We start from the raw sequence: 22,684 nt of genomic DNA, 5'->3' as shown, positions 1-22,684 counted from the left end.
TTTTCAGAGAATATAAAATTATCTGAAATTTTAATTATACTAATTTTATTTAAGTAATATGTTAACCTATAATTTAAAAAGACAGTGCAAAACTATAAATTATTGAGTATTTAAAATTATTTATTATTCCATTTAAAGCTTTAAAATGAATTATAATTAAGTTTAAAGAATGAATACAATCTCATAAACCAAAAATAATATTATATACTCTGAGTTAAATAACAAAAAATGATTATATTAACCGCCTAAAAAATAAAATTTAAATCAATTTTTGTTGTGCATCAATATAGTTAGACTCTAAAAATTCTTTTACAACTTCTGCTTCTTTAACATCTCAAATAATAAAATGAGAATCAAGATTATGGAATTTCTGATTTTTTTAACCAGTTTCATGTTGTTGTTTGCATTACAATATAGAAAATGCCAAATACTTACCAAATATGATGCCAATAAATTTAAATTTATGAAAAAATGTTTAGCATTTATTTGATTAACATATTATCAACTATATAAATAGCCGAAACAATTCCTGAATCTCAAAAATAATTAACATCAATTGATATTTGATAATTGAAAAGACAAAATAGTTAAATAAATAAATTTGGCAACTTTATACAAAATCAGCTGTCCAATTTTCATAAAACTAAAAAATCTAAAAATTAAAGCAATTTAGTTTGTGTATCAATGTAGATAGGTTAGCTAACTTCTTTTACAGTATCACCAATTAAAAGTGGAGAATCGAGATTATGCAATTTATGATTCCTCTTGACCAACCCATGCCGAAATTCACATTGTACCACTGAAACTGACAAATACATACAGAAAAAACATTAAATTATATTATTATCAATTAAAAAATCAATCAAATTCAAATGTTCGATTCCATCATGGGACATATTAACCTCATCCATAGTTATAACATATTTCGGATAATTATCAGAAATATTCATTAATGGTTTAAGTTCCCTTTCAATTGTTTCTTCACTCGACAATAAATAAGAAACCTGAATATAAATTGGCTTATTTTGCTTTTTGCAGACAAAATCAACTTCCAGGTTATCAACTTTACCAATTGTAATTTCATAACCTCTTCTCAAAAGTTCCAAATAAACGATATTTTCAATCACACGAGTGATATCTCTCTGATTATTTCCGATTATTGCTTGTCTAAAACCTAAATCGCATAAATAATACTTTTCATCATATTTTAAAATTTTTTTGCCTTTTAAATCTTCACGTCTAACCTGATATATCAGGCAGGCATTTTCAAAGAAATTCAGATAATTGTAAATTGTATTTACAGATAAACTTACCATATCCTGCTTTAATCTTTTATGGATTTTATTTGCAGAAAAGGCTTGGCCAATATTATACATTACAAATCGCATTATCCTATCCAACAAATCAACATTTTTGACGTTGTTTCTCTGAATTATATCCTTAAGGACAATGGAGTTGTATAAATCCATTAAAACTAATTTTTTATTATTTCCCATGTAATCGAATGTTGAAGGCATTCCCCCATCTTCCAGGTATCTGTAAAAATGAGTTTTAAAGTCATGTGTAATTTTATAGTATTCAAGATATTCTCTAAAAGAAAAAGGATAAATGTTTATTTCAACATATCGACCAGACAAATATGTGGCAAATTCCCCAGACAATAATTTTGAGTTTGATCCAGTTATATAAATATCATATTTTTCTTTTGCAAAATAGGAATTGATTAGTTTTTCCCATTGGGGAATTATTTGTATTTCATCAAAAAACAGATAGATTTTACCATCAACATTTTCGGTTTTATTAGATATAAACACTTCAAGCTTTTCGATATTGTCTATTTCAAAAAAATCACTTAACTCAAAGTTCATCCAAACAATATTATTCTTTGGAATTCCTTCATTTATTAATGAATCTATAATCTGTTTTAATATTGTTGACTTTCCAGAACGTCTTGGTCCTATTAAAACTTTAATTATATGTTTATTTATAAAAGGAGATATTTTATCAATATACTCTTTTCTTTCAATAATCATAAAATCACCTTTTTTTATAATATTTATTATCAAAACTACAATATAAAGTTTTCAGTATACTGAAAAGTAAATAATAAAATTAATATTATTTTCAATTAAATGAAAAGTATAATGAATATTGAAAATAGATTTCATGCAAATGAAAATTAATAATATACAAATTTTATTTAATTAAATATTCCCCAATAAAATTATTGGTAAAAATAGAATTAAACTAATTTTTGTTGATAATTGATATAGCTAGGCTCATCAACTTCCCTTACAGAATCACCATAATTAACCTTACCAATTAAAAGCGGAGAATTGGAATTATGCAATTTCTGATTCCTTTTGACCAGATTCATATTGCGTTTGCATAATAGTATGGATATTATCTACTACAAATACGAATCTTGTTTCATATATTAAGAACAAAAATGATTAAAAAGCAGCGAAATTATCCGCTACTTTTTAGTGAAATCAACGTAAACATCCTATTGGAATTACTTTTACATCATCTTCTGTTGTATAGGCAAATTTACCTCCAGTAATAACTGCTAAAAATTTAGGTTCATTGAAATTTTTCTCCCTTAGCAAATTCTTTAATTTTAATAGATTTTTAGCTCCTTTTTTTATTTCATCATTACCTAATTTAAATTCAATTAATGCATAATCACCATTCTCTAAATGTATTACACAATCAGCTTCCAGACCATTTCTATCCCTATAATAAGAAATTTCCCCCAACTTTTTACTTGTATAAACTCTTAAATCTCGGATGCATAATGTTTCAAAAATAAAACCAAATGTTTTTAAATCATCCATTAAACTTTGTGGAGACAAACCCAATGCCGCAACTGCAATTGATGGATCAATTAATTCCTTTTTAGGAGTTGATCTAATGGAACTTTTGGAACGAATATTTGGTGACCATGCTGGAACCTCTTCTATGACAAATAATCTTTTTAAGGCATTAATATAATTATAATAAGTGTTTTTACTAATATTTTGAAACTCAGCGTTAATATCTGCTAGAATTGTTGAGTTTGATGCTAAAGTAGAAATATTTCGGGAATATGATTTTAATATGTTCCTTACTTTTTGAGGGTCACGTTTGACATCATCAAAAGAAGATACATTAATCTCACAAATATTTTTCACATATGATTTTGCAACAAACAATTGTGCCTTTTCGGATTTTTTATTTAGACTTTCAGGCCAACCCCCTCTACAAGCAGCAAATATCAAATCTTTAACACTTAAACTAGAATCAATACCATCAATGTTCATATCTGGGTTTTCAAACAGGTCTAGAATTGAAATTTTACCGTTAGATTCACCGCTTTCAAAAAGACTCATTGTTCTCATGAAAATCCTATGGATTCTACCTGTTCCTGTATGCATCACTTCCACCTCATCGATAGTGGTTGAACCTGTTAGAATATACAAACCGTCTTCGTGAAGTTCATCAACACTATTTCTCACTGCATCCCATAGAATCGGCGCCATCTGCCATTCATCAATAAGTCTTGGTTTTTCACCTTCAAGAAGTATGGATGGCTGAACTTTAGCCCATCTCAAATAGTTTTCTGACTGATCAGTATCTTGTAATTTAATACTGCTTTTTGCATGCTGTTCTGCTGTTGTTGTCTTGCCACACCATTTTGGACCCTCAATAAGAATTGCACCAATCATTTCCAAGTATTCATCAATTTCACTGTCAATAAGTCTAGGCTTATATTTAAAAGCCATAAGAACACACCTGTATTTATATATTAATTTTTATCACATATAAACTATTAGGCAACTTTGCATAAAATTACATGACTACTTTGCATTAAATTATTGGGCAACTTTGCAAAAAATCAAATTAATTTTTGTTGTGTATCAATATAGCTAGGCTCATTGACTTCCTTTACAACATCACTATCTTTAACTTCCCCAATTAAAAGTGGAGAATTAGGATTATGGAATTTTTGATTCCTTTTAACTAGCTTCATATTGCTGTCTGTATGGCTCCAAGCTCATATGCATCCTTTTGTGTGAAGGTTGATTCTTCTACTATTTTTTTGAGAGTTATTTCAACTCTTGCGCTGATGTTGGTTTTTTCAGGTAACATAATATATTATTTTATTATATATTATATATAAAATTATATTATGAAAAAAATATAAAAGTAATAATAAAATTATTATTACCTTTGACAATTAAAATAGTTTTTCTATAAGAGCTTATACAGGAGATATATATTTTAAAGTTTTTATTCTTCCATTTTGTCAAGTTCCTTTTGAAGGTCATGAATCTGCATTTCCTTGTAGAACCTTTCGAACTTTCCTACTTCTATAAGATATGCTGAAACTTCAAGAGCATCTCTATAGGTATAATTGGACTCTTTTATAATTTGCTTTTTATCTTCATCCATATAGGATGATGTATTATTAACGTTGGCCATAACTAATACAACCTGTATATAATGATTAATATAATATTTTATTATTTATTTTATATAAATTTTTCATATGTTTCAGGTCATGAAGTTTATCCGAAAACTCCAACGTTTTCAACATTATGTTTTCTCGAAGATATGGCCAACATTATCAATAGCTACTTTATTACTTTTAATTTAATGAATCCACATTAACATTAACGGAAGAGGTTTTGAAAATCAAATCTTATTTTAAATCCGGATATATATATGAAACTGTTTTTAAACATTGCTGTCAAGCTAAGTTTTTCAATATCTTATTTTTTTTAATTTTTGCCTTGTTTTATTTAAATTTTTTGTTTAATATTTTTGTTTCTTTTATATAAATTTTTAATTTACTTATATCTAATTTTAAGTATTTTTAATAGTTAGTTTTATTAATTAGTAATTATAAATATTTATTTAACAATATTAGTTTATTTTAACTGATTATAGTTGAATTAAAGGGTTGTTCTGTCATGGTTTTTGAAAATTTAGTTTGTGGAAAATTAGGAAATTTTAATAATTTTGTAAACAGAAAATATTTATTAAGTGGATGTTGCAATTTACTCGGAAAGGAAAATTAAGTTTATCTTCAGTGATTAAATTTCCTTTATGTAATCATAAAAAAAACGACTTCTTTGGAGTATAAAATCGTTTTTTAAGAACGGAAACAAAAGATAGGGGTGTTAGAATTAGTAAACAAGCAGGTTTCGGAAAAAAGGCAATTCATAGATCCACAAGTTTATATTGACATGAATGATGATTTAGTTTCGAGTATTTATGATCAAAATTAGATGAAATGCCTTCATTTAAAGGATTGCACGTAATGTGCAATTGATTCATCGATTATTGAAATACCAAATACGAAATTAACATAGAGATGATTTTGGAATACCTGAAAAAACTCAAACATACAAAGATACTTCTGTAGCTAGAATTTCATGCACGGGGTTAGATGCTCATTGGGACTTCATAATATCCTCAAATTTAACATCGAAGAATGTAGATGAAATAACAAATGCATTAATATCATTTAGATGATGCAAAAAACAAATTGGACTTAACAAAAACAATAACACTATACGATAGAGGATATAATTCCGTAGAATTAATGTTTAAAACCGATATTATTAAATTCATTCTACATAATACGTGGAAAAACATCCAACATTTAAAAAGAAACAACAAAAAATGGAAAAACATAAAAAAACAGATAAAACATTTCTTCATTAGTCTAGATTCATTAAAACGTAGAAATTTCAAAAACGAAGAACTAAAAGAAATGGCAAGATTAAAAGCAAATATAAAAGTAAGAATTGTAAAAGTAAAACTAAAAAATGGAAAAACATAAAATACTATTTTACCAATATCCCAAAAGAAATAGCAACACCATGAAGAATTAAAGCAACTATACGGCGATAGATGGACAATAGAAACAAATTACGACAGATTAAAAAACAAATTAAAAATCGAAAAATTCACAGGAAAAAAGAAAATAATAATAGAACAAGGACTTCTATAAGCCACACATACCTATTCAACATACTAATAGGACTCAAACACGACGCAGAAGAACAAATAACAAGAAAACCTAAAGAAACAACAAAATACAAATACATATACAAAACCAACATCAACACATTAATTGGAAACATAAAAGAAGAACTACCCAGACTACTAACAGACAACCAAGAAGAAATACAAATAATAGTTAAAGAAATAATTGACATGGCCAAAAAAGATTTGGTTTACACAAAAACTAAACCACCAACAAACGAAGAAAGAGATAAAAAGAATTTTTATCATAAAAAATGCAAATCAAACATACAAGATAGTTTTTAAAAAAATTAAAAAACCATTAGCTTGACAGCAATGTTTTTAAATGTAAGTTTTGAATAAGCAATTGTCGATGTTAATGTTAAAAAAAGAAAAAAGAGTTAACAAAATTGTTAACTAGAATACAAATCTGTGAAAATCCAGCTTGGATCATATGCTATAACGTTTCCATCTTCACACCAAATAGATCGTACATTTCCGGAAGTTGTATCTGCTACAGCTGCAGGATCTCTATTAATCCAGTTTCCTGATGTATGTTTTTTATGCCTTAACCTTAATCTGATATGGCCAGTACCACTAACACGACATTTAATATGAACAAACTGCACATCATAACCTAAGCTTTTAGCTATTCTGTAATATACCTGTCCCCAGTCAACACAATTGGAACCTTTACCTGCTTTGGCATCAGTTATTGTTTTCTTGTCTGTTTTTTGTGAATCAAAGTATTTCAAGTACAATTTTACTTTGGATATGATAGCTAAAGCCTCATCGATTGTATTTCCTTTGAAATTAAATGTTTTTATAAATAGCTTCATTGTTGAGTCATTGTAGGTCCGGCAATGTTGATTTCCTGTAGACTATTGTAGGTAGCCTTCCGTTTGCCCTGATGTATGCTTCAACTCTTATGGCCATGTCAACATATTCTGCCTTGTCAATTTGTTCACCATTCTTTAGTGTTACATAGTTTGGAAAGAAATTTAAAGAGATATTATCTTTAATTAAGGCAATTGTATACATTGACACTAGTTTATCGTTTCCTAATTTCTTTGCTTTCTTTTCTATATCGTTACAATTACCTTTTAATGTTAATATCTGGTAATGGTCACGTTTCTTATAATTCTTTTTGTTTTGGAGTAGCCAGTATGCTATGGAGTTCATAGCTTGGCAAAAACTTGTCCAACTAATATAATCTTCTGACATATATTATAATTTATATTATCTTATTTATTATATTTTTTATATATCATGGCAATTATATTTATTGCAACATCATCAACTGAAAAATTTTGTAATTATGAAACCAATCTTAAGTTAATATGCCATTTTACAGACATGCAGCTGATGTAAATGAATATTATCTATTACATGTTTTAGAAACAAGAAAATTATAGATTAAAAAATAAAATTTGTCAAACTTAATTATTTTAATGATGCCACCCATTCATTTAACCTAAATGCATCATTGGAACCATTTTTAATTAAAAAATCTAAAATTAACGAAAGATCATTCTGAATTTTAATATCTTTCATTATATTTTCTGAATTTAAACTAACATATTTTTTAACAAAATGGTCTAAGTTACTAATAGTTCCTTTTTCTATATCATTAAAATCATTTTTACCTAATATGATTATTATCCAAGTTAAACCAGATAAAATGAACTTATTTTTAATTACTATCTTTGAAATCGAATTTAAAATAAACTCATATTTTCCAAGTTCATTACAAACTCTTCTGTAAAATTGTTTTTCTATCTCAATAATATCTTCACTCAAATCAAAATCATTTTCTAATTGATAATTTATGACAAATTTAGTTAATACTTTTTCTAAATAATATTTTCCTATATTCTCATGATTTTTTAATATCTTTTCTAAAAATATCCACCAAATATCCCAGAATTCAACAATAACCTCATTTCTAACAACATTGACAAATGCATTAAACAATTCATATGCGCCTTCACTTATTCTAAACTGATTTAAAAAAAGCGAAATATATTCTTTCAAATTCGATTTATTCATTAAGGTTACATTGCAGAATCTCATTAAAAAGACATACCTAACAAAATAGTATTTAGAACTATTTAACTGAGAATCATTATCAAACAAATCATTTGCAAAAAGTTGGAAAACAAACTTAAACAACTCCAAATGCAATTCATCATTTGAGTTTTCAGGAATTGTTTGAAAAATTACATTTGCTGAAATTAAATTTAAACTTTCGAAATTAAATTCATTATAATCAGTGATGTGTTCCAATTCCGTCTTATATTTATCTAAAAATTTTTCTACAGCCCAAGCAAAAAGGTTATTTATATTTGAATTTCTATTTTCCTTTATAATTTTACCATAAATATCATCAAAATCTTGTTTAAACTTAGAATAACAACATAAAATATTGTTAACATAATTTGGGTGTTGAATATATAATTTTCTCAAAGCAATAATTGAAAAAGATGAAAAATAATTAGTTGCATCAATTTTCGCATCATTGAATAAAATCAACAACAAAATAACCATTAAATCTAATCTATCCTCAGGGAATAAATAAAATAAATAAAATAATGTGCTAACTCCAATATCTAATCTATCTGAAGTTTGGTAAAAATAATTTTCGTAAAATAATGGAACACAAATATTTTCTATTATTATATTTTTGCATAAATCTTTATCATCATCTTTTAGAGAATCAGAATAAAATTTCAACAAACAAAATGAAACCCTTACTGGAAGATTATCCGCATAAATATTCAATTTTAAATTATTTTCATTTAAATCAATTATAAATTGATTCAATTCATTTAAAACATTATTAATATCTTTGTCATATTTTAAAAGATTTTTAGGAACAGGTTTATTTTCTATTTTTGCATCCGCCCATTTGCTTAAATCAACATACTTAAAAATATCATTTAATTCCTTGAAAAAATTTTCTGAATCTTCTTTTAAATCATCATCATTAACATTCTCAAATGCTATTTGAACTCCTTCATCAGTTTCTTGTACTATTGGTTTAAGATTTCTTCGATCGATTCTAGACAATAATCTTCTATAATTTAAAATAGTTTCTTGGGTTATATTTTCAGAATTTAAATTCTCCATATACATATCAAGTAATTTTTGTATAGATTCCACCCTACATTTTGAAATTTCTTCAGGAATATTCTCATTTCTAAAATATTGATAATTAATAATCAATCCTTCCAAATTCATTTTTCTAAATTCTTGATTGCATGTATCCAGTCTTTCTTGAATTAAAAACCTTCTATTAATAGGTGCAATTGTATATAATGATTTAGCTTCAGATTCTTGATTCCATCTAACATTATCATACATAAATAAATCAAGTGTTTTAAATAAAATTAACGCAATATCAAAAAAATTATCCGGGTATGCTAATACTATACTGGTTACAACTGCAGTTAATGAAGCTGACTTTGATTTGAGTAAAACCTTCTTCAATATTTTTTCAACATCACCAAAATTATCATTTTCACATTCTTCAAGCAAAAATTTCTCTAATGCCATATGCATGATTTTTAACAATGTAGGAATTACTGGAAAACCAGATCCCCTATAACATTGCCATAACGAGTTTGAGATGTATTGTTTATTTTTTATTCCTTCAATTTCTAATTCAATTTCGTTGATACGATAAAAATCATCCTTTTCAGCAGGATAGTTTTCAACATGATGAATAATGGATGTATTCACAAAATTTATTATAAAATCTACTGTTTTTTCGGGATTATACATTAATAAATATAAGATAGGAGTTTCAAAAGGACTTGCATAAAAATACCTAGAAGTAGTATTTTGATCTATTAAAAAACTTTCTTCATATTCTGAAAAATAATATTTGGATTCATCATTACCCGTCCAAAATAGGTGAGCTAACTTCAATATTTCATTGGGTAAAACTTCGCATATGTGCCCATAATTTTCCATACTTAATATTCGAGTTGACAGCAGATAATAAGGATTTTGACTTTTTTTCCAATTATTTAATACTACATTATTTAAAATATCTTCAAGTTCATTTTTTATTTCTTTTGAACCTAAAAGGATAATAGAAATACAATCATTTTTAAGTTTATCCACATTGTAGTATCCCTTTTCTTCCAAATTTTCATAAAACTTTAATCCGATTAATGAAGATGTTTGGGTCGTATTTCCTTTATAATAATGATGATTCCAGTTTAATAAATAAGGTACAATTATTTCGATTTGAGATTTGTTCCATTTTTCCAAATTATCATATAAAAATGAAATAACTTTTTCCCAATAAGCTCCATAAGGTTTGTAAATAATATTATTAGTATGTTCTTTTATCAATTTTAAAAATTCAGAATCACTTTCTTTTCTAAAAATTGTTTGTAACCAGTACAATATTCTTTTTAGAATATAGTCATCAGTTACTATTTGAAATTTATATTTTTTCAAAAATAATTCAAATTTGTTTGAAATCATGACTGCAAAGATAGTTTCATCAATCCATAATTCTTCACATTGCCCATCCAGAATAACAAAATCTAAAAATTCAACAATACTTTCATAATTATTATTTAAATGATAAAGTAACCATTTTCTATAACCTACTTTAAATTTAATCGAATCATTAATTTGTTTAAAAAATATCTCATAATTTCCATTAGATTCATTAAAAGTTTTATTAATTATTCTATCCATGCCCCAATCTTCATAGATATCATGGCAAAAATGATACCTATCAGAAATGTTACTAATAATCCCTTCCCTTTGAAAATCATTTAATATTTCTTGACAAGTACTGTCAATGTCAAATTTAAAGTAAGGATTGATAGATCTTTTTTCAATGAATTTTAGAAAACACTCCTCTCTTTTATTAGGCGCATTTCCATATTCATAATGTGATTTTTTAATTATCAACTCCCATAATACATCTTTAATTTCGTTTTCATTATCTAAATCAATATTATCAATATTAGACAAATATGCATTTAAATAAAACAAATTTTGAAGTGAATTTTTAAATTTAAAATTATCTGGCAACTTTAAATTATTCTCTTCAAATAAATTACTTAACTCTTCTATTGATAATTCTTTTAAATTTATTTCATCTACTTTAAAGTTAAAATTTACTTTTAGATTCAATTTTAAACTATTAGAATAATTTATCCTAGAAGTGAAAATAATTTTCCAAGAATCTTGAATCATCAATTTTAAAAACTCATTAATGACTATCTGATTTTTTAAAGTACCTATTAATTCAGCAGAATCTATTAAAATAAATTTTTCATCATAATCATTAAAAAACTCCCTAAAGTCATTTAAAGACAAATTAAATCTATTAAAAAAGAATTGGATATGATCTACATCAAAATCATCTGGTTTGAACATCAAAATAGGACAATCTTCTTGTTTTAAGAATTCTTTTGCTAAAGCAGATTTACCGCATCCTGGATTTCCATTAATCAACAAACAATCATTTTTAGATATTTTTTCATCGATTTCATTTATATATGAATCCCTACTAATTTTAATTATATCTTCATTAAGATTTATATCATCTTTAATATAATCAAACAAAGAATTTGAATAAATAATCAACTCTTCAATATAATCCAAAAACGATTTTTCCTTACCAAAAAATTTATCATGAATTCGTTGGTTTTCAGGTTGGAATAAAATCACATCCAATTGGCCCTTTAAATACCATTTAATTTTTATACCTCTTTCATTTGCATATTTTTCTACTTTAATTTGTTCAAGAGGTTTATTACTACCATTTTTACGGCCTTGGCCATATTCAACATTTATATAAAATTCGATTTTAGAAATATTAGGATAATCTCTTTTTGCACATCTAATTGATTTTTTTAAATCTGGTGTGTGTTCTGACAATTTTGTTTTATAAAATTTTGCTTGAAAACCAATACATTCATCATTCACTTTAATGGGTCTTTTTTCAATACCTCTTTGATTAAAATAGCCAAAAATTCCTTCTTTTCTATCATATTTTGCACAAAATAAAAGATAAATCATTTCTTCAAAAGCTTTAGATTCATTACCTTCATTTTTTACATTAAATTGAGCCCAGTCAACCATTAAACCACCTTGATAAAAAAAATTGGAAATATAATAATAGTATATTAATTATTTTATTTAAAATACAACATTGAGTAATTTAATAATCTCAAATAAAGTTTTTAAATTCAATGAAAATAAATATTTATAAATCGAAAAAAAAATATATTGATAAATTATTCGAACAGATTTTGTTATCGAATTGAATAAAATTAGGCATGAATCTTTTATTAATTAATATTTCTATTATGAATCCATTCACGGTGTTTTCCAATAGCTACTCTAACAATAACATCAATAAGATCCACTTCATCTGTCTGTTTGAAATAATAATATGCTGGCCCTTCCAACATTTGTCTTAAATCATAGAATGGTCTTGGCTTAACTGCATCTGGATGCATCAACCCATAATTTTTTAATAGTTTAATGTTTTCTGTTTCGTATTTTTCTAATTTGGATTTCTACACTTTAGTAGCTACTGTCTTTTCTTTCTTGTCGAACAGCTTAGCTATTTGTGATGAATCAATTAAGATACTGGATTCTATTAACAGTAATGTTATTTCTTTTCTTTTAACTGTTATTGTTGTTGAATGTGAATTTTCATTATCTAGAATTAATTTCATTTTATAGCCTCATTTATATAATATGGCCATTTCTTAAATAAATAGTTGAAGTTGGGAGAGGGTCAATCCCAGCTTGTTAAGGAATTTAGAGTTATTAAACTCTTAGCAGAAGATGTTAGTGAAGAAAAAGCAATTGTAAAACTTCACTACCAATCCTTTTAGAGATTTAATATTCTTTAATCCCTACACGCTCTCCTTACGAAAGGGTCAAATATTTAGGAGATTAAATTATGGTTCTATGCTCTAAATTCACCTTTAATAATCCTATTTGGTGCGTTCATTAACACCCATACGCTTGAAAGTATGAATAGCTTTGTGTACATTGGCAATCCATCACGAATGTCTTTTCTCATGAATTCAATCAATGGATAGAAATCATACATCTCGCCGTCAGGTCCTAAAGGAGCAACAGTTGTTCCTGTAGTCCTTGAGTATAACAATTTCATTCCAGGATTGATGTAGTTCATACCGATGTAAGTTTTGTCACCCATTTCAGAACCACCATCACAGACAGCAGTACCTAAGATATCAATGTTGTCTACAACGTAATAGCTTTTGATTAATTCTACCGGTTCGACTTGTCTGTTGCTTGAGAATATATCTGATTTCAAGGTTGTTAATGATTTATAACTAACAGCCATTGAGTTTAAGTTGGTAAAGCTTCCTGCTGATTCTTTGAATTTTTCCTGAGCTTTAAGTATGGTCATACCAGTATCATCACCAGATTCAAAGTCATAGGTAGCTACTTTGGATGAATTCATTATCATGTCAATAGCTGCCCTTTCAATGCTTCTGCCTATAAGAATTCCCACGTCCTGTAACATGTCATTAACGGAGATTAAATTAGAATCCAACATTTGAGCAGAAACATTCAATACCCCACCAATAGTATCAATGGAGATAGTTTCACTGATTGGTTTTCTGATGTTTAATTCCTGAAGGGTTGCGCCAGGAGCAATATCTTTGGCCTCACCAAGCACGCCAGATTGAATAGCTTCCTCGATATTGACTCTTTGAGACATGTAAGTGTAATACTGACTATTTTCTTCAATTTCTTGCTTTGGAAGCAATCTGGTGAATTTCATCCATTTTGCTGAAGTGTCTGCAACAATCTGTGCCATTACTTCATTTTGTACTTTAGAATCATTTCCTTTGGTTAACATTAACATTTCCTCCTATGGTCTGCAAGTACCTTTCAAAGCAAGTCCAGGTTTATTTAATAATATTCCGACTTTACTTTGGATGAACAATTTTGTATATTGAGGTAACTCATCGTAAATGCCTTTTCTCATGATTTCAATGATTGGATAGAAATCTGCAATGTTTTCATCAGATGTAATTGGTGCAACGGTAGTTCCTGAACTTTTGGAGTATAGAACGGTTAATGGAGCGTTTCTTAAATCGAAACCGATGTATTGTTTTTCACCTATTAATGATCCGCCGTCAGCTTGGGTTGTTCCTAATAAATCGATATTGTCAATGCCATAGTATTCCTTAATGTCTTCTACAGGCTGAACCTATTTGTTGGATGAGTAAGCTAACTGTTTAACATATGATAATGTTTTGTAAGACTCTGCCATTATTGTTAAGTCTGCTCCTGAATCAGCATTGCCTTTGAAAGCTTCCTGTGCTTTAAGGATGAACTGGCCGTATGCTTCCATAGTATCTTCAGTTTGGGTAGTATTGTATACTTGAACATTTGGTGAGCTTAATAATGTATCGTGAATGTTATATTCAATACGATTTGCAATAACAGTAGCTACATCACCTAACAAATCTTCAAATGAAACAATATCGCTGTCAAAAATGTCTTTATTAACATTTAAGACTCCACCAACAGAATCAATAGAAATTGTGTCTGTTACCGGTTTTCTAATGTTTAACTCTTGCAAAGATGCACCTGGAGCAATATCTTTAGCTTCCTGAATACGGGGTCGGCTTCGTTGACGACCAGCGGGCTTGCAAAGATGCACCTGGAGCAATATCTTTAGCTTCTCCAAGCAAACCTTTTTTGATAGCTTCATCAAGATTAATGTTCTGTCTGAAGTAGGTATAATAATCTGAGTTCTCTTTGATTTCTTGTTTAGGAAACAATCTAGCTAACTTTAATCTTTTTGCGGTTTCATCAGTAATAGTTTGAGCTATTACTTCGTTTTGAACTTTAGTATCATTTCCTTTTGTAATCATTTTAAGCATCACCTATATCGTATGGTCTGAATACTTCAATGTAATTGTAATCATTTGAGTTGGTTACAGGATGCATTGCGATATATTCGCCGTCTTGGGATTTGATGGCTCCAGTGCTGCTTAAAGCTATTCTGTCATTAACGGCAATATTTGATAATCCACTAGCTAATTTTAATCTGAATAAATGTCCTAATACTAGTATTGCAGTTTTTCTTCTACCTCCAGTCATGGTAACTGGATCGTTGACTGCAATGCCTAAAATGATTTCACCTTCAGCTGCAGTGTATTTTTTAACTGTTGGTTTTCCAATGTCTGAGTTATCTGATAAGGTTACGGCATCATCAACTTTAACTTTGTCTCCAGCATACTCATATCCTGGAGTCTCTCCGGTTGGAATTGTTACAGTAGTTGCAGTGATAGTACCTTCATCCAATAAGAAAGTTGTAACTTCTTTTCTTTCTTCAAGTAAAATAATTGAATCTGCCATTAAATATATCCTCCAATTAATTCTTTATTATGTAATTTATTACTTATAATATATAAATATTTATATATAATGGCTACTTTTTAAAAATTTAATGAAAGTTGACATTAACATTATGGATTTATAGAAGATTCTTAAAAATAAGAAAAAATATTTAAAGTTGTATTAAGGAAGTAATTAAACTAATTATTTGATCAATATGTTGTGTCAATACATTTGCAGTAGCTGAAATTGCAATATCTTTAATAACAGATTTTATCGTATTGCTCGCATATTGTATTTTGCTTAAATCAAAGTTTTCCTTTTCTAATTCTTCTTTAATCACAACAACATTGTTTTGAATATTTATTTTTATGTCTTCATCAATATTCTCAGAATTTAGTATGTCTAATATGCCATTTAAATTATCCTGAATGTCTCCTTTTATTGAAATAATATTAGTAATCTGAGCATTATCCCCCATAATATTAAAATTATCAACATGATTAATTATAACATGAGAATCATTTCTTATTGCATCCAATTTTTCATCATTTGTAAATACATCTTGATTTTCTAATTCTATACACCATTCTAAAATAATATTTTTTACATTAGAGACTATTGCTTTAAGTTTATGCATTGGACATGTCCTATATATGTTAACTAACTCATTATTACTTTCTAAAATAGGTTTTTGTATCCTATAATCTAATGTTTTAATGAAAAAAGGATAATTTGAATTAATTAAATCAATTATTTGTGGAATTGATTCATATAAATGTATTGTATGTAATGAGTCATCAGGCAACCCATCCACTACTGTTGGAATATATTTTTCATATTTTGTATCTCCCATTAAAGTACATTCGAATATTCTATAATCCGGTAGTTCTTCAAATTCATCATAACCATCAAGTTCATTGCTAATAAAGATAGTAAAATCATCTAAATTTGATTGTTTTGATAAGATTAGTGCTTTACGTAAGATTTGTAAATCATCTTCTCCGTTAATTATATCATTTTGCAAATCGGATATTAACTTTGTCATATAATCACACAAAATCAATCTTTAAAATAAAATTGTCTAATCTATTAATTTTCAATAGACTAAACAATTCAAAGTATTTTTATTAAATAATTTAATTAAATTAATATTTGTAAGATATATTATTTATTCTCTCACTTAATGATAGATTACTTATCTCCATCCTTTCAGTCATGTTAATAGTTAATTCAAATTCATCGTAAGTTCTTATTTTTTTCATCAATCAATTTAATCACTGGTAATATTTAATCATGTAAGTAACTATTGTCTTCAACTTGTAATTCTACAAGTTCATAACAACATTCTTACAGGGCAAACATTATAACTTGTGTTTAATAAAGATAATTAATATAAGGTGATATCTCATGTATTTTAATGAATCTTTGTTAGAAGAATCATTTAAAACATTATTTGAAAATGAAGGGTATATTTGTAATCTTGGTGAAGAAATTGAATCAAGAAGTATAAAAGAAGTTATTATTAAAGAAGATTTAATTAAATTTATCAAATCAAAATATACGGAGTTATCAGATGAAGAAATTAATTTAATTGCAAATACTATTGAAAATATTTCTGATGATACACTATATGATTTAAATAAAAAATTTAACAAGTATCTAACTGAAGGAATGCTGTTTAAAAGAATGAATGCAGATGATAAAGATTTAATGATAGATTTAGTTGATATTAATGATATTAACTCAAATATTTTTAGATTTGTAAATCAAGTTGAAATTAAAGGATATGAATTCCGCATCCCTGATGGAATTATTTTTGTTAATGGTTTGCCATTAGTTGTATTAGAATTTAAAAGTGCGATTAGGGAAGAAGCTACAATTTACAATGCATATGAACAAATAACTATAAGATACATGAGAGATATTCCGGATTTATTTAAATATAATTCTTTTGTTGTTATTAGCGATGGAGTGAATAATAAATACGGATCCGTATTTGCTGATTATGATTACTATTATAGTTGGAGAAGACAAGATGATAATTTTGAAGAAGTTGATGGAATAGATTCAGCATTCAGTATGGTAATGGGCCTATTTAAAAAAGAAAGATTCATTGACATAGTCAAAAATTTTGTTTACTTTCCAGATAAAGCAAATATTGAAACAAAGATGATTTCAAGATATTCACAATATTTCGCTGCAACAAAATTACATGACAGCATTAAAAGGAATATGAAACCTCATGGCAATGGTAAAGGAGGAACATATTTTGGAGCAACAGGATGTGGAAAAAGTTTAACAATGCTTTTTTTAACAAGATTGCTGATGAGAGATATTGATTTAAAAAATCCTACAATCTTATTAATAACTGATAGAACAGATCTTGACAAACAACTATCAGAATTATTTATCAACTCTAAAAAATTCATTGGAGACGATAATGTTGTAAAAATCAAATCTCGTGAAGATTTAAAAGAAAAATTATATAAAAATGAAAGTGGATCAGTTTATTTAACTACCATACAAAAATTCACAGAAGATTTAGATTTATTAAGTGATAGAAGTAATATTATTTGCATTTCTGATGAAGCACATAGAACCCAAATAAATTTAGAATCAAAACAAGTAATCACAGATAAAGGTGTTAAAAAGAAATATGGATTTGCTAAATTTTTACATGACTCACTGCCTAATGCAACCTATGTAGGATTTACAGGAACACCAGTTGATAAAACTTTAGATGTATTTGGTCCTGTTGTAGATAAATACACTATGAAAGAATCAATAGAAGATGGCGTGACAGTTAATCTAATTTATAATGGAAGGGCAGCAGATATTATATTAAATCAAATCAAAGTTAATGATATAGAAGAATATTATCAGAAATGTGAAGAGGAAGGAGCAAATGAGTATCAAATTGAAGCTAGTAAAAAAGAAGTAGCAAAAATGAACTCATTAATTGGTGATGAAGATAGATTAAGACAAATAGCTAAAGATTTTATTAAATTATATGAGACAAGAGTTGAGGAAAATGCGACTGTTAAAGGTAAGGCATTATTTGTATGTGCAACAAGACCTATAGCTTATAAATTTTATAAGATTATTTTAGATTTAAGACCAGAATGGGGAGAACTTGCTTATTCTGATGAAGAAATTACAGATTATGAAAAAAGATTACTTAAGAAAATGCCTAAAGTCAAAATGGTCATGACACGAAACCAAGATGATGATAAAGAAATGTATGAATTATTAGGCAATGATGCTGATCGTGATGAAGCTGCAAGACAATTCAAAAATGAAAAATCTAATTTTAAAATAGCAATTGTAAGAGATAAATGGTTAACTGGTTTTGATGCGCCTTGTTTAGATACAATATTCATAGATAAACCTATAAAAGAACATAATTTAATTCAAACAATATCCAGAGTTAATAGAACATATGAAGGAAAAGAAAAAGGATTGATTGTTGATTACATTGGAATTAAAAAATATATGAATCAAGCTTTAGGTAAATATACAAATTTTGACTCAGAAGAATTTGAAGAAGTCGAAGAAGCTGTAAAAATAGTTAAAAATGAATTGAACATTTTACATAATATGTTTCACAATTTCAATGATAAAATGTTCTTCACAGGAACTCCATTAGAAAAACTAGAATGTTTAAATAATGCAGTAGAATATATACAAGCTACAGAAGAATTAGAAAAACGATTCATGAAATCCGTAAAAAGATTAAAATCATCATATAATCTTTGTATCAATCACAAAGATATAACTAATAAAGAAAGAGAATATATTCATTTTTACACTGGCATTAAAGCAGTACTATTTAAATTAACTAAAGGGGAAGCTCCAGATATTCATCAAATGAATAGGGCTGCAATGCAATTAATGGAACAAGCCATAGAATCAACTGGTGTTGAAGAAGTTGTTAATATTGAAGGTAACATTCAAGACATTGATATATTATCTGATGAGTATTTAGATAGGATTATGAAAATAAAACAACCAAATACCCGTATTAAAATATTAGAAAGATTATTAAAACAAACTTTAAATGAGTATGGTAAAACAAATAAAATAAAAGCATTATCATTCACTGAAAGATTAAATAATCTTATTGATGAGTATAATAATCGTATTGATGACAAAAAATTAGTTGAAGAAGTTATTGATGATGTAATGGAAGGATTAATAGATTTGATAAAAGATATCGAAAAAGACAAGAAATCCTATAAAGAAAAAAACATTGATTTTGAAGAAAAAGCTTTTTATGATATATTAGATTTAATTGCTAAAAAACATGATTTTGAATATCCTGAAGAAAAATTAATTAAATTAGCAAAAGAAGTTAAACAATTAGTATCTGATGTTACTAAGTATGTTGATTGGGACATCCGAAAAGATATAAATGCTCAATTTAAGGTAGACTTAATCATATTATTAGGTAAAAATAAATATCCCCCACAATTGAATAATGAAGTATTTGATGAAGTATTTGAACAAGCAAAAAATTTTAGAAGGAATATATAGGTGGAAAAATGGCTAAAGAAGTAAGTTTTGAAGAAAAATTATGGAAATCTGCAATAAAACTTAGGGGCGGTGTTGAAACTGCAGAATATAAACATGTTGTATTAAGTTTAATATTTTTAAAATATGTTAATGATCGCTTTGATAAACAGTTAAATAAGATTACAAAAGAGTTTGGTGAAGAATATATAGATATCCCTGAGTTTTATATTAAGGATAATGCCTTTTACATACCTGAAACCTCTCGTTGGTCTTATATAATGGAAAATGCCAAACAGAGCGACATTACTATTAAAATTGATACTGCATTACATGACATTGAATTAAATAATGAAGGATTGAAAGGTGCATTACCTAATAATTATTATTCCAGATTAGAAATAGATCATACAAAACTTGCATCATTATTGGATGTAATAAATACAATTAAAATTAAAGATGATGAAGAAGACAGTATTGGTAGAATATATGAATATTTTTTAGGTCAATTTGCAGGTAAAGAAGGACAAGGAAAAGGAGAATTTTATACACCAAAATCTGTTGTAAAATTAATAGCTGAATTAATTGAACCTTATGATGGTAAAATTTACGACCCTTGCTGTGGTTCTGGAGGAATGTTTGTTCAATCAATGGAATTTATTAAACAACATGAAGGAAATAGTAAAAATGTTTCAATTTATGGACAAGAAGCAATAGCCACAACCAGAAAATTAGGTATGATGAATTTAGCAATAAGAGGAATCTCATATAATCTTGGTGAAAAAAATGCAGATACATTTTTGAATGATCTACATAAGGATTTAAAAGCAGATTATATCATGGCAAATCCCCCATTCAATTTAGATAGTTGGAGAGAAGATAACCAATTAATAAATGATTATAGATGGTCAGGATATGAGATTCCACCAGTTGGAAATGCAAATTATGCATGGATTTTACATATGGTATCTAAATTATCTGAAAATGGAGTAGCAGGGTTCATTTTATCAAATGGCGCGTTAAATTCTGGCGGTGTTGAATATAACATTAGAAAAAAATTAATCGAAAATGGATTAATTGAATCAATAATGGTTTTACCTATGAAATTATTCTATTCCACTAATATCTCAGTAACATTATGGGTTATCAATAAAAATAAAATTGAAACATCAATTAAAAAGAATGATGAACTTAAAACATATAGAAACAGAAAAGATGAAGTCATATTTTTTGATTTAAGAAATATGGGTTCTCCATATAATAAAAAATATGTTGAATTAACTGATGATGATAGAAATAAAGTTGTGGAGACTTTTCATAGATGGCAATTAGATATTTCTGATTATGGAGATGTTCCTGAATTTTGTTATTCTGCATCTCTTGATGAAATTAAAGAAAATGATTATGATTTATCTCCTAGTCAATATATAGAATTTGTAAATAAAGATGAAACTATGGATTATGATTCTGAAATGACTAGATTAAGTAGAGAACTTGAAGAGTTACTTAAAGAAGAATCAAACTCTACAGATATTTTGATTAAATTGATGAAGGAGTTAGATTATGAAATTCGATTATAAAAAGTTAGGAAATTTGATTGAAATATCGGAAACAAAAAATAAAGATTTAACTGTAACAAAACTTGTTGGAATGAATATACATAAAGAATTTATACCCTCTGTCGCAAATACGATTGGAACAAATCTGGCAAGATATAAATTAATTAATGAGAATCAATTTGCTTGTAATTTAATGCACGTAGGTAGAGATAAATCAGTAGTTATATCTTTATTCACCTCGAAAAAACCAACTATTATTTCTCCAGCATATAAAGTTTTTGAAATAAAAAATAAAGAGATGATACTTCCAAAATTTTTGATGATGTATTTTCGAAGATCTGAATTTGACCGGTTAGGATGGTTTTATACTGATAGTAGTATTAGGGGTAGTTTAGATTGGGCAAAATTTTGCGATATTAAGATTCCAATTCCAACATTAGAAATACAAGAAAAAATTGTTAAAATTTATGAATTTTTAAATTATAGGATAAAATTAAAAGAAAGAATAAATAAAAATTTAATTAATATATGCAAAGCTATTTTTAGAAAAGATTTTATTAATTATGAAAATTACAATGATTTAAAAGATAGTGATTGTGGTTTAATTCCATCAGATTTTGAAGTAAAATCCATAGATGAAATTTCTAAAGAAGTTGTTTGTGGTAAAACGCCTCCAACAAAAAAAGAAGAGAATTATGGAAAGGACATGCCTTTTATAACCATTCCAGACATGCATAATAATGTTTTTGTAATAACAACTGAAAGAAAATTGTCTGAAATAGGAATTAAAAGTCAAATTAAAAAGACTTTACCCAAAAATAGTGTTTGTGTAAGTTGTATTGCTACTGCAGGTTTAGTTAGTTTAACTTATGAAAAAAGTCAAACCAACCAACAGATTAATAGTATAATATGTGCTGAAGATATAAGTCCATATTTTATTTATTTGTACATTGAAGAAATGTCTGAATACATTAAACTTCTTGGTTCTGGTGGAAGTACAACATTAAATTTAAATAAAAATGAATTTTCTAAAATAAAACTTGTGATTCCGCCTAAAAAAACTATGGATAAGTTTCATAATTATATAAAATCACTATTTGAAGAAATAAAATCTAATCAACTTGAAATTATAAAATTAACAAAATTAAGAGATGCATTACTCCCTAAATTAATGTCTGGTGAAATTGATGTTTCTAAGATAAATTATGATTTAGAATAATAATAGTTTT

General features: G+C 26.9%; 19 protein-coding genes. 5 read left to right on the top strand and 14 right to left on the bottom strand.

Annotated features, from left to right (window positions below; translation table 11 throughout):
* Positions 1-830: 830 nt before the first annotated feature.
* The 4 genes from MBORA_RS04865 to MBORA_RS04855 form a co-directional block, all read right to left on the bottom strand.
* A complete protein-coding gene (locus tag MBORA_RS04865) occupies positions 831-2,033 on the bottom strand; it encodes an ATP-binding protein (RefSeq protein WP_231475933.1) in 1,203 nt (400 codons plus the stop codon).
* A gap of 459 nt (positions 2,034-2,492) precedes the next feature.
* A complete protein-coding gene (locus tag MBORA_RS04860; RefSeq protein WP_042693955.1) occupies positions 2,493-3,764 on the bottom strand; it encodes an ATP-binding protein in 1,272 nt (423 codons plus the stop codon).
* Positions 3,765-3,877: 113 nt separating this feature from the next.
* Positions 3,878-4,012 (bottom strand): hypothetical protein, encoded by a 135-nt coding sequence (locus MBORA_RS11320; protein WP_261795627.1) that lies wholly within the window; start codon positions 4,010-4,012, stop codon positions 3,878-3,880.
* A gap of 260 nt (positions 4,013-4,272) precedes the next feature.
* Positions 4,273-4,434: a hypothetical protein gene (locus MBORA_RS04855; RefSeq protein ID WP_231475935.1), complete on the bottom strand. Its 162-nt coding sequence runs from the start codon at positions 4,432-4,434 to the stop codon at positions 4,273-4,275.
* Positions 4,435-5,533: 1,099 nt separating this feature from the next.
* On the opposite strand from MBORA_RS04855, the gene MBORA_RS04850 reads away from it, so the two are divergent.
* Together MBORA_RS04850 and MBORA_RS11380 are read left to right on the top strand one after the other, a co-directional pair.
* A complete protein-coding gene (locus MBORA_RS04850) occupies positions 5,534-5,830 on the top strand; it encodes a hypothetical protein (protein ID WP_156482696.1) in 297 nt (98 codons plus the stop codon).
* Positions 5,831-5,908: 78 nt separating this feature from the next.
* A complete protein-coding gene (locus MBORA_RS11380) occupies positions 5,909-6,001 on the top strand; it encodes a hypothetical protein (protein WP_331280282.1) in 93 nt (30 codons plus the stop codon).
* A gap of 427 nt (positions 6,002-6,428) precedes the next feature.
* Here MBORA_RS11380 and MBORA_RS10270 read toward each other — a convergent pair whose 3' ends face one another.
* The 10 genes from MBORA_RS10270 to MBORA_RS04795 form a co-directional block, all read right to left on the bottom strand.
* Positions 6,429-6,854, bottom strand: a complete 426-nt coding sequence (locus MBORA_RS10270; protein WP_081738390.1) for a hypothetical protein — start codon at positions 6,852-6,854, stop codon at positions 6,429-6,431.
* 7 nt (positions 6,855-6,861) lie between these two features.
* On the bottom strand, positions 6,862-7,239 hold the full coding sequence (locus tag MBORA_RS10265; protein WP_081738391.1) for a pseudomurein-binding repeat-containing protein: 378 nt from the start codon (positions 7,237-7,239) through the stop codon (positions 6,862-6,864).
* 219 nt (positions 7,240-7,458) lie between these two features.
* Positions 7,459-12,129, bottom strand: coding sequence for an AVAST type 4 anti-phage nuclease Avs4 (avs4, locus tag MBORA_RS04835; protein WP_042693958.1), 4,671 nt, complete (start codon positions 12,127-12,129; stop codon positions 7,459-7,461).
* Positions 12,130-12,338: 209 nt separating this feature from the next.
* Entirely contained in the window at positions 12,339-12,509 is a 171-nt protein-coding gene (locus MBORA_RS10560) for a hypothetical protein (protein WP_155930825.1), read from the bottom strand.
* A gap of 60 nt (positions 12,510-12,569) precedes the next feature.
* On the bottom strand, positions 12,570-12,731 hold the full coding sequence (locus MBORA_RS10815) for a hypothetical protein (protein ID WP_169805464.1): 162 nt from the start codon (positions 12,729-12,731) through the stop codon (positions 12,570-12,572).
* Positions 12,732-12,967: 236 nt separating this feature from the next.
* Positions 12,968-13,894, bottom strand: a complete 927-nt coding sequence (locus tag MBORA_RS04830; RefSeq protein ID WP_231475938.1) for a phage major capsid protein — start codon at positions 13,892-13,894, stop codon at positions 12,968-12,970.
* A gap of 354 nt (positions 13,895-14,248) precedes the next feature.
* Complete coding sequence (locus tag MBORA_RS11130) at positions 14,249-14,704, bottom strand: hypothetical protein (protein ID WP_231475940.1); 456 nt, start codon at positions 14,702-14,704, stop codon at positions 14,249-14,251.
* Positions 14,646-14,918 (bottom strand): hypothetical protein, encoded by a 273-nt coding sequence (locus MBORA_RS04810; protein WP_042693960.1) that lies wholly within the window; start codon positions 14,916-14,918, stop codon positions 14,646-14,648. The genes MBORA_RS11130 and MBORA_RS04810 overlap by 59 nt, the downstream gene beginning before the upstream one ends.
* A 1-nt stretch (position 14,919) precedes the next feature.
* Positions 14,920-15,405 (bottom strand): hypothetical protein, encoded by a 486-nt coding sequence (locus tag MBORA_RS11125; RefSeq protein ID WP_231475942.1) that lies wholly within the window; start codon positions 15,403-15,405, stop codon positions 14,920-14,922.
* 151 nt (positions 15,406-15,556) lie between these two features.
* Positions 15,557-16,432 (bottom strand): AbiTii domain-containing protein, encoded by an 876-nt coding sequence (locus tag MBORA_RS04795; RefSeq protein WP_042693962.1) that lies wholly within the window; start codon positions 16,430-16,432, stop codon positions 15,557-15,559.
* A gap of 362 nt (positions 16,433-16,794) precedes the next feature.
* Between MBORA_RS04795 and MBORA_RS04790 the strand changes: the two genes are divergently transcribed.
* Genes MBORA_RS04790 through MBORA_RS10260 form a run of 3 tightly spaced genes read left to right on the top strand, consistent with a single transcriptional unit; the run spans position 16,795 to position 22,674 of the window.
* Positions 16,795-19,920 (top strand): type I restriction endonuclease subunit R, encoded by a 3,126-nt coding sequence (locus MBORA_RS04790; protein ID WP_042693964.1) that lies wholly within the window; start codon positions 16,795-16,797, stop codon positions 19,918-19,920.
* Positions 19,921-19,928: 8 nt separating this feature from the next.
* Entirely contained in the window at positions 19,929-21,476 is a 1,548-nt protein-coding gene (locus tag MBORA_RS04785) for a type I restriction-modification system subunit M (protein ID WP_042693967.1), read from the top strand.
* Positions 21,460-22,674, top strand: coding sequence for a restriction endonuclease subunit S (locus MBORA_RS10260; RefSeq protein WP_082853384.1), 1,215 nt, complete (start codon positions 21,460-21,462; stop codon positions 22,672-22,674). The genes MBORA_RS04785 and MBORA_RS10260 overlap by 17 nt, the downstream gene beginning before the upstream one ends.
* Positions 22,675-22,684 lie beyond the last annotated feature (10 nt).

The organism is Methanobrevibacter oralis, from assembly GCF_001639275.1.
In the GTDB taxonomy this organism is placed as follows: domain Archaea; phylum Methanobacteriota; class Methanobacteria; order Methanobacteriales; family Methanobacteriaceae; genus Methanocatella; species Methanocatella oralis.
Note: the sequence above shows the minus strand (reverse complement) of the source record. Positions and strands in the feature narration are given on the sequence as shown.

Bases quoted from the DNA above. Each gene is read 5' to 3' on its own strand.
- MBORA_RS04865 (WP_231475933.1), bottom strand. From the start codon at position 2,033: ATGATTATTGAAAGAAAAGAGTATATTGATAAAATATCTCCTTTTATA.
- MBORA_RS04860 (WP_042693955.1), bottom strand. From the start codon at position 3,764: ATGGCTTTTAAATATAAGCCTAGACTTATTGACAGTGAAATTGATGAA.
- MBORA_RS11320 (WP_261795627.1), bottom strand. From the start codon at position 4,012: ATGAAGCTAGTTAAAAGGAATCAAAAATTCCATAATCCTAATTCTCCA.
- MBORA_RS04855 (WP_231475935.1), bottom strand. From the start codon at position 4,434: ATGGATGAAGATAAAAAGCAAATTATAAAAGAGTCCAATTATACCTAT.
- MBORA_RS10270 (WP_081738390.1), bottom strand. From the start codon at position 6,854: ATGAAGCTATTTATAAAAACATTTAATTTCAAAGGAAATACAATCGAT.
- MBORA_RS10265 (WP_081738391.1), bottom strand. From the start codon at position 7,239: ATGTCAGAAGATTATATTAGTTGGACAAGTTTTTGCCAAGCTATGAAC.
- avs4 (WP_042693958.1), bottom strand. From the start codon at position 12,129: ATGGTTGACTGGGCTCAATTTAATGTAAAAAATGAAGGTAATGAATCT.
- MBORA_RS10560 (WP_155930825.1), bottom strand. From the start codon at position 12,509: ATGCATCCAGATGCAGTTAAGCCAAGACCATTCTATGATTTAAGACAA.
- MBORA_RS10815 (WP_169805464.1), bottom strand. From the start codon at position 12,731: ATGAAATTAATTCTAGATAATGAAAATTCACATTCAACAACAATAACA.
- MBORA_RS04830 (WP_231475938.1), bottom strand. From the start codon at position 13,894: ATGTTAACCAAAGGAAATGATTCTAAAGTACAAAATGAAGTAATGGCA.
- MBORA_RS04810 (WP_042693960.1), bottom strand. From the start codon at position 14,918: ATGATTACAAAAGGAAATGATACTAAAGTTCAAAACGAAGTAATAGCT.
- MBORA_RS11125 (WP_231475942.1), bottom strand. From the start codon at position 15,405: ATGGCAGATTCAATTATTTTACTTGAAGAAAGAAAAGAAGTTACAACT.
- MBORA_RS04795 (WP_042693962.1), bottom strand. From the start codon at position 16,432: ATGACAAAGTTAATATCCGATTTGCAAAATGATATAATTAACGGAGAA.
- MBORA_RS04790 (WP_042693964.1), top strand. From the start codon at position 16,795: ATGTATTTTAATGAATCTTTGTTAGAAGAATCATTTAAAACATTATTT.
- MBORA_RS04785 (WP_042693967.1), top strand. From the start codon at position 19,929: ATGGCTAAAGAAGTAAGTTTTGAAGAAAAATTATGGAAATCTGCAATA.
- MBORA_RS10260 (WP_082853384.1), top strand. From the start codon at position 21,460: ATGAAATTCGATTATAAAAAGTTAGGAAATTTGATTGAAATATCGGAA.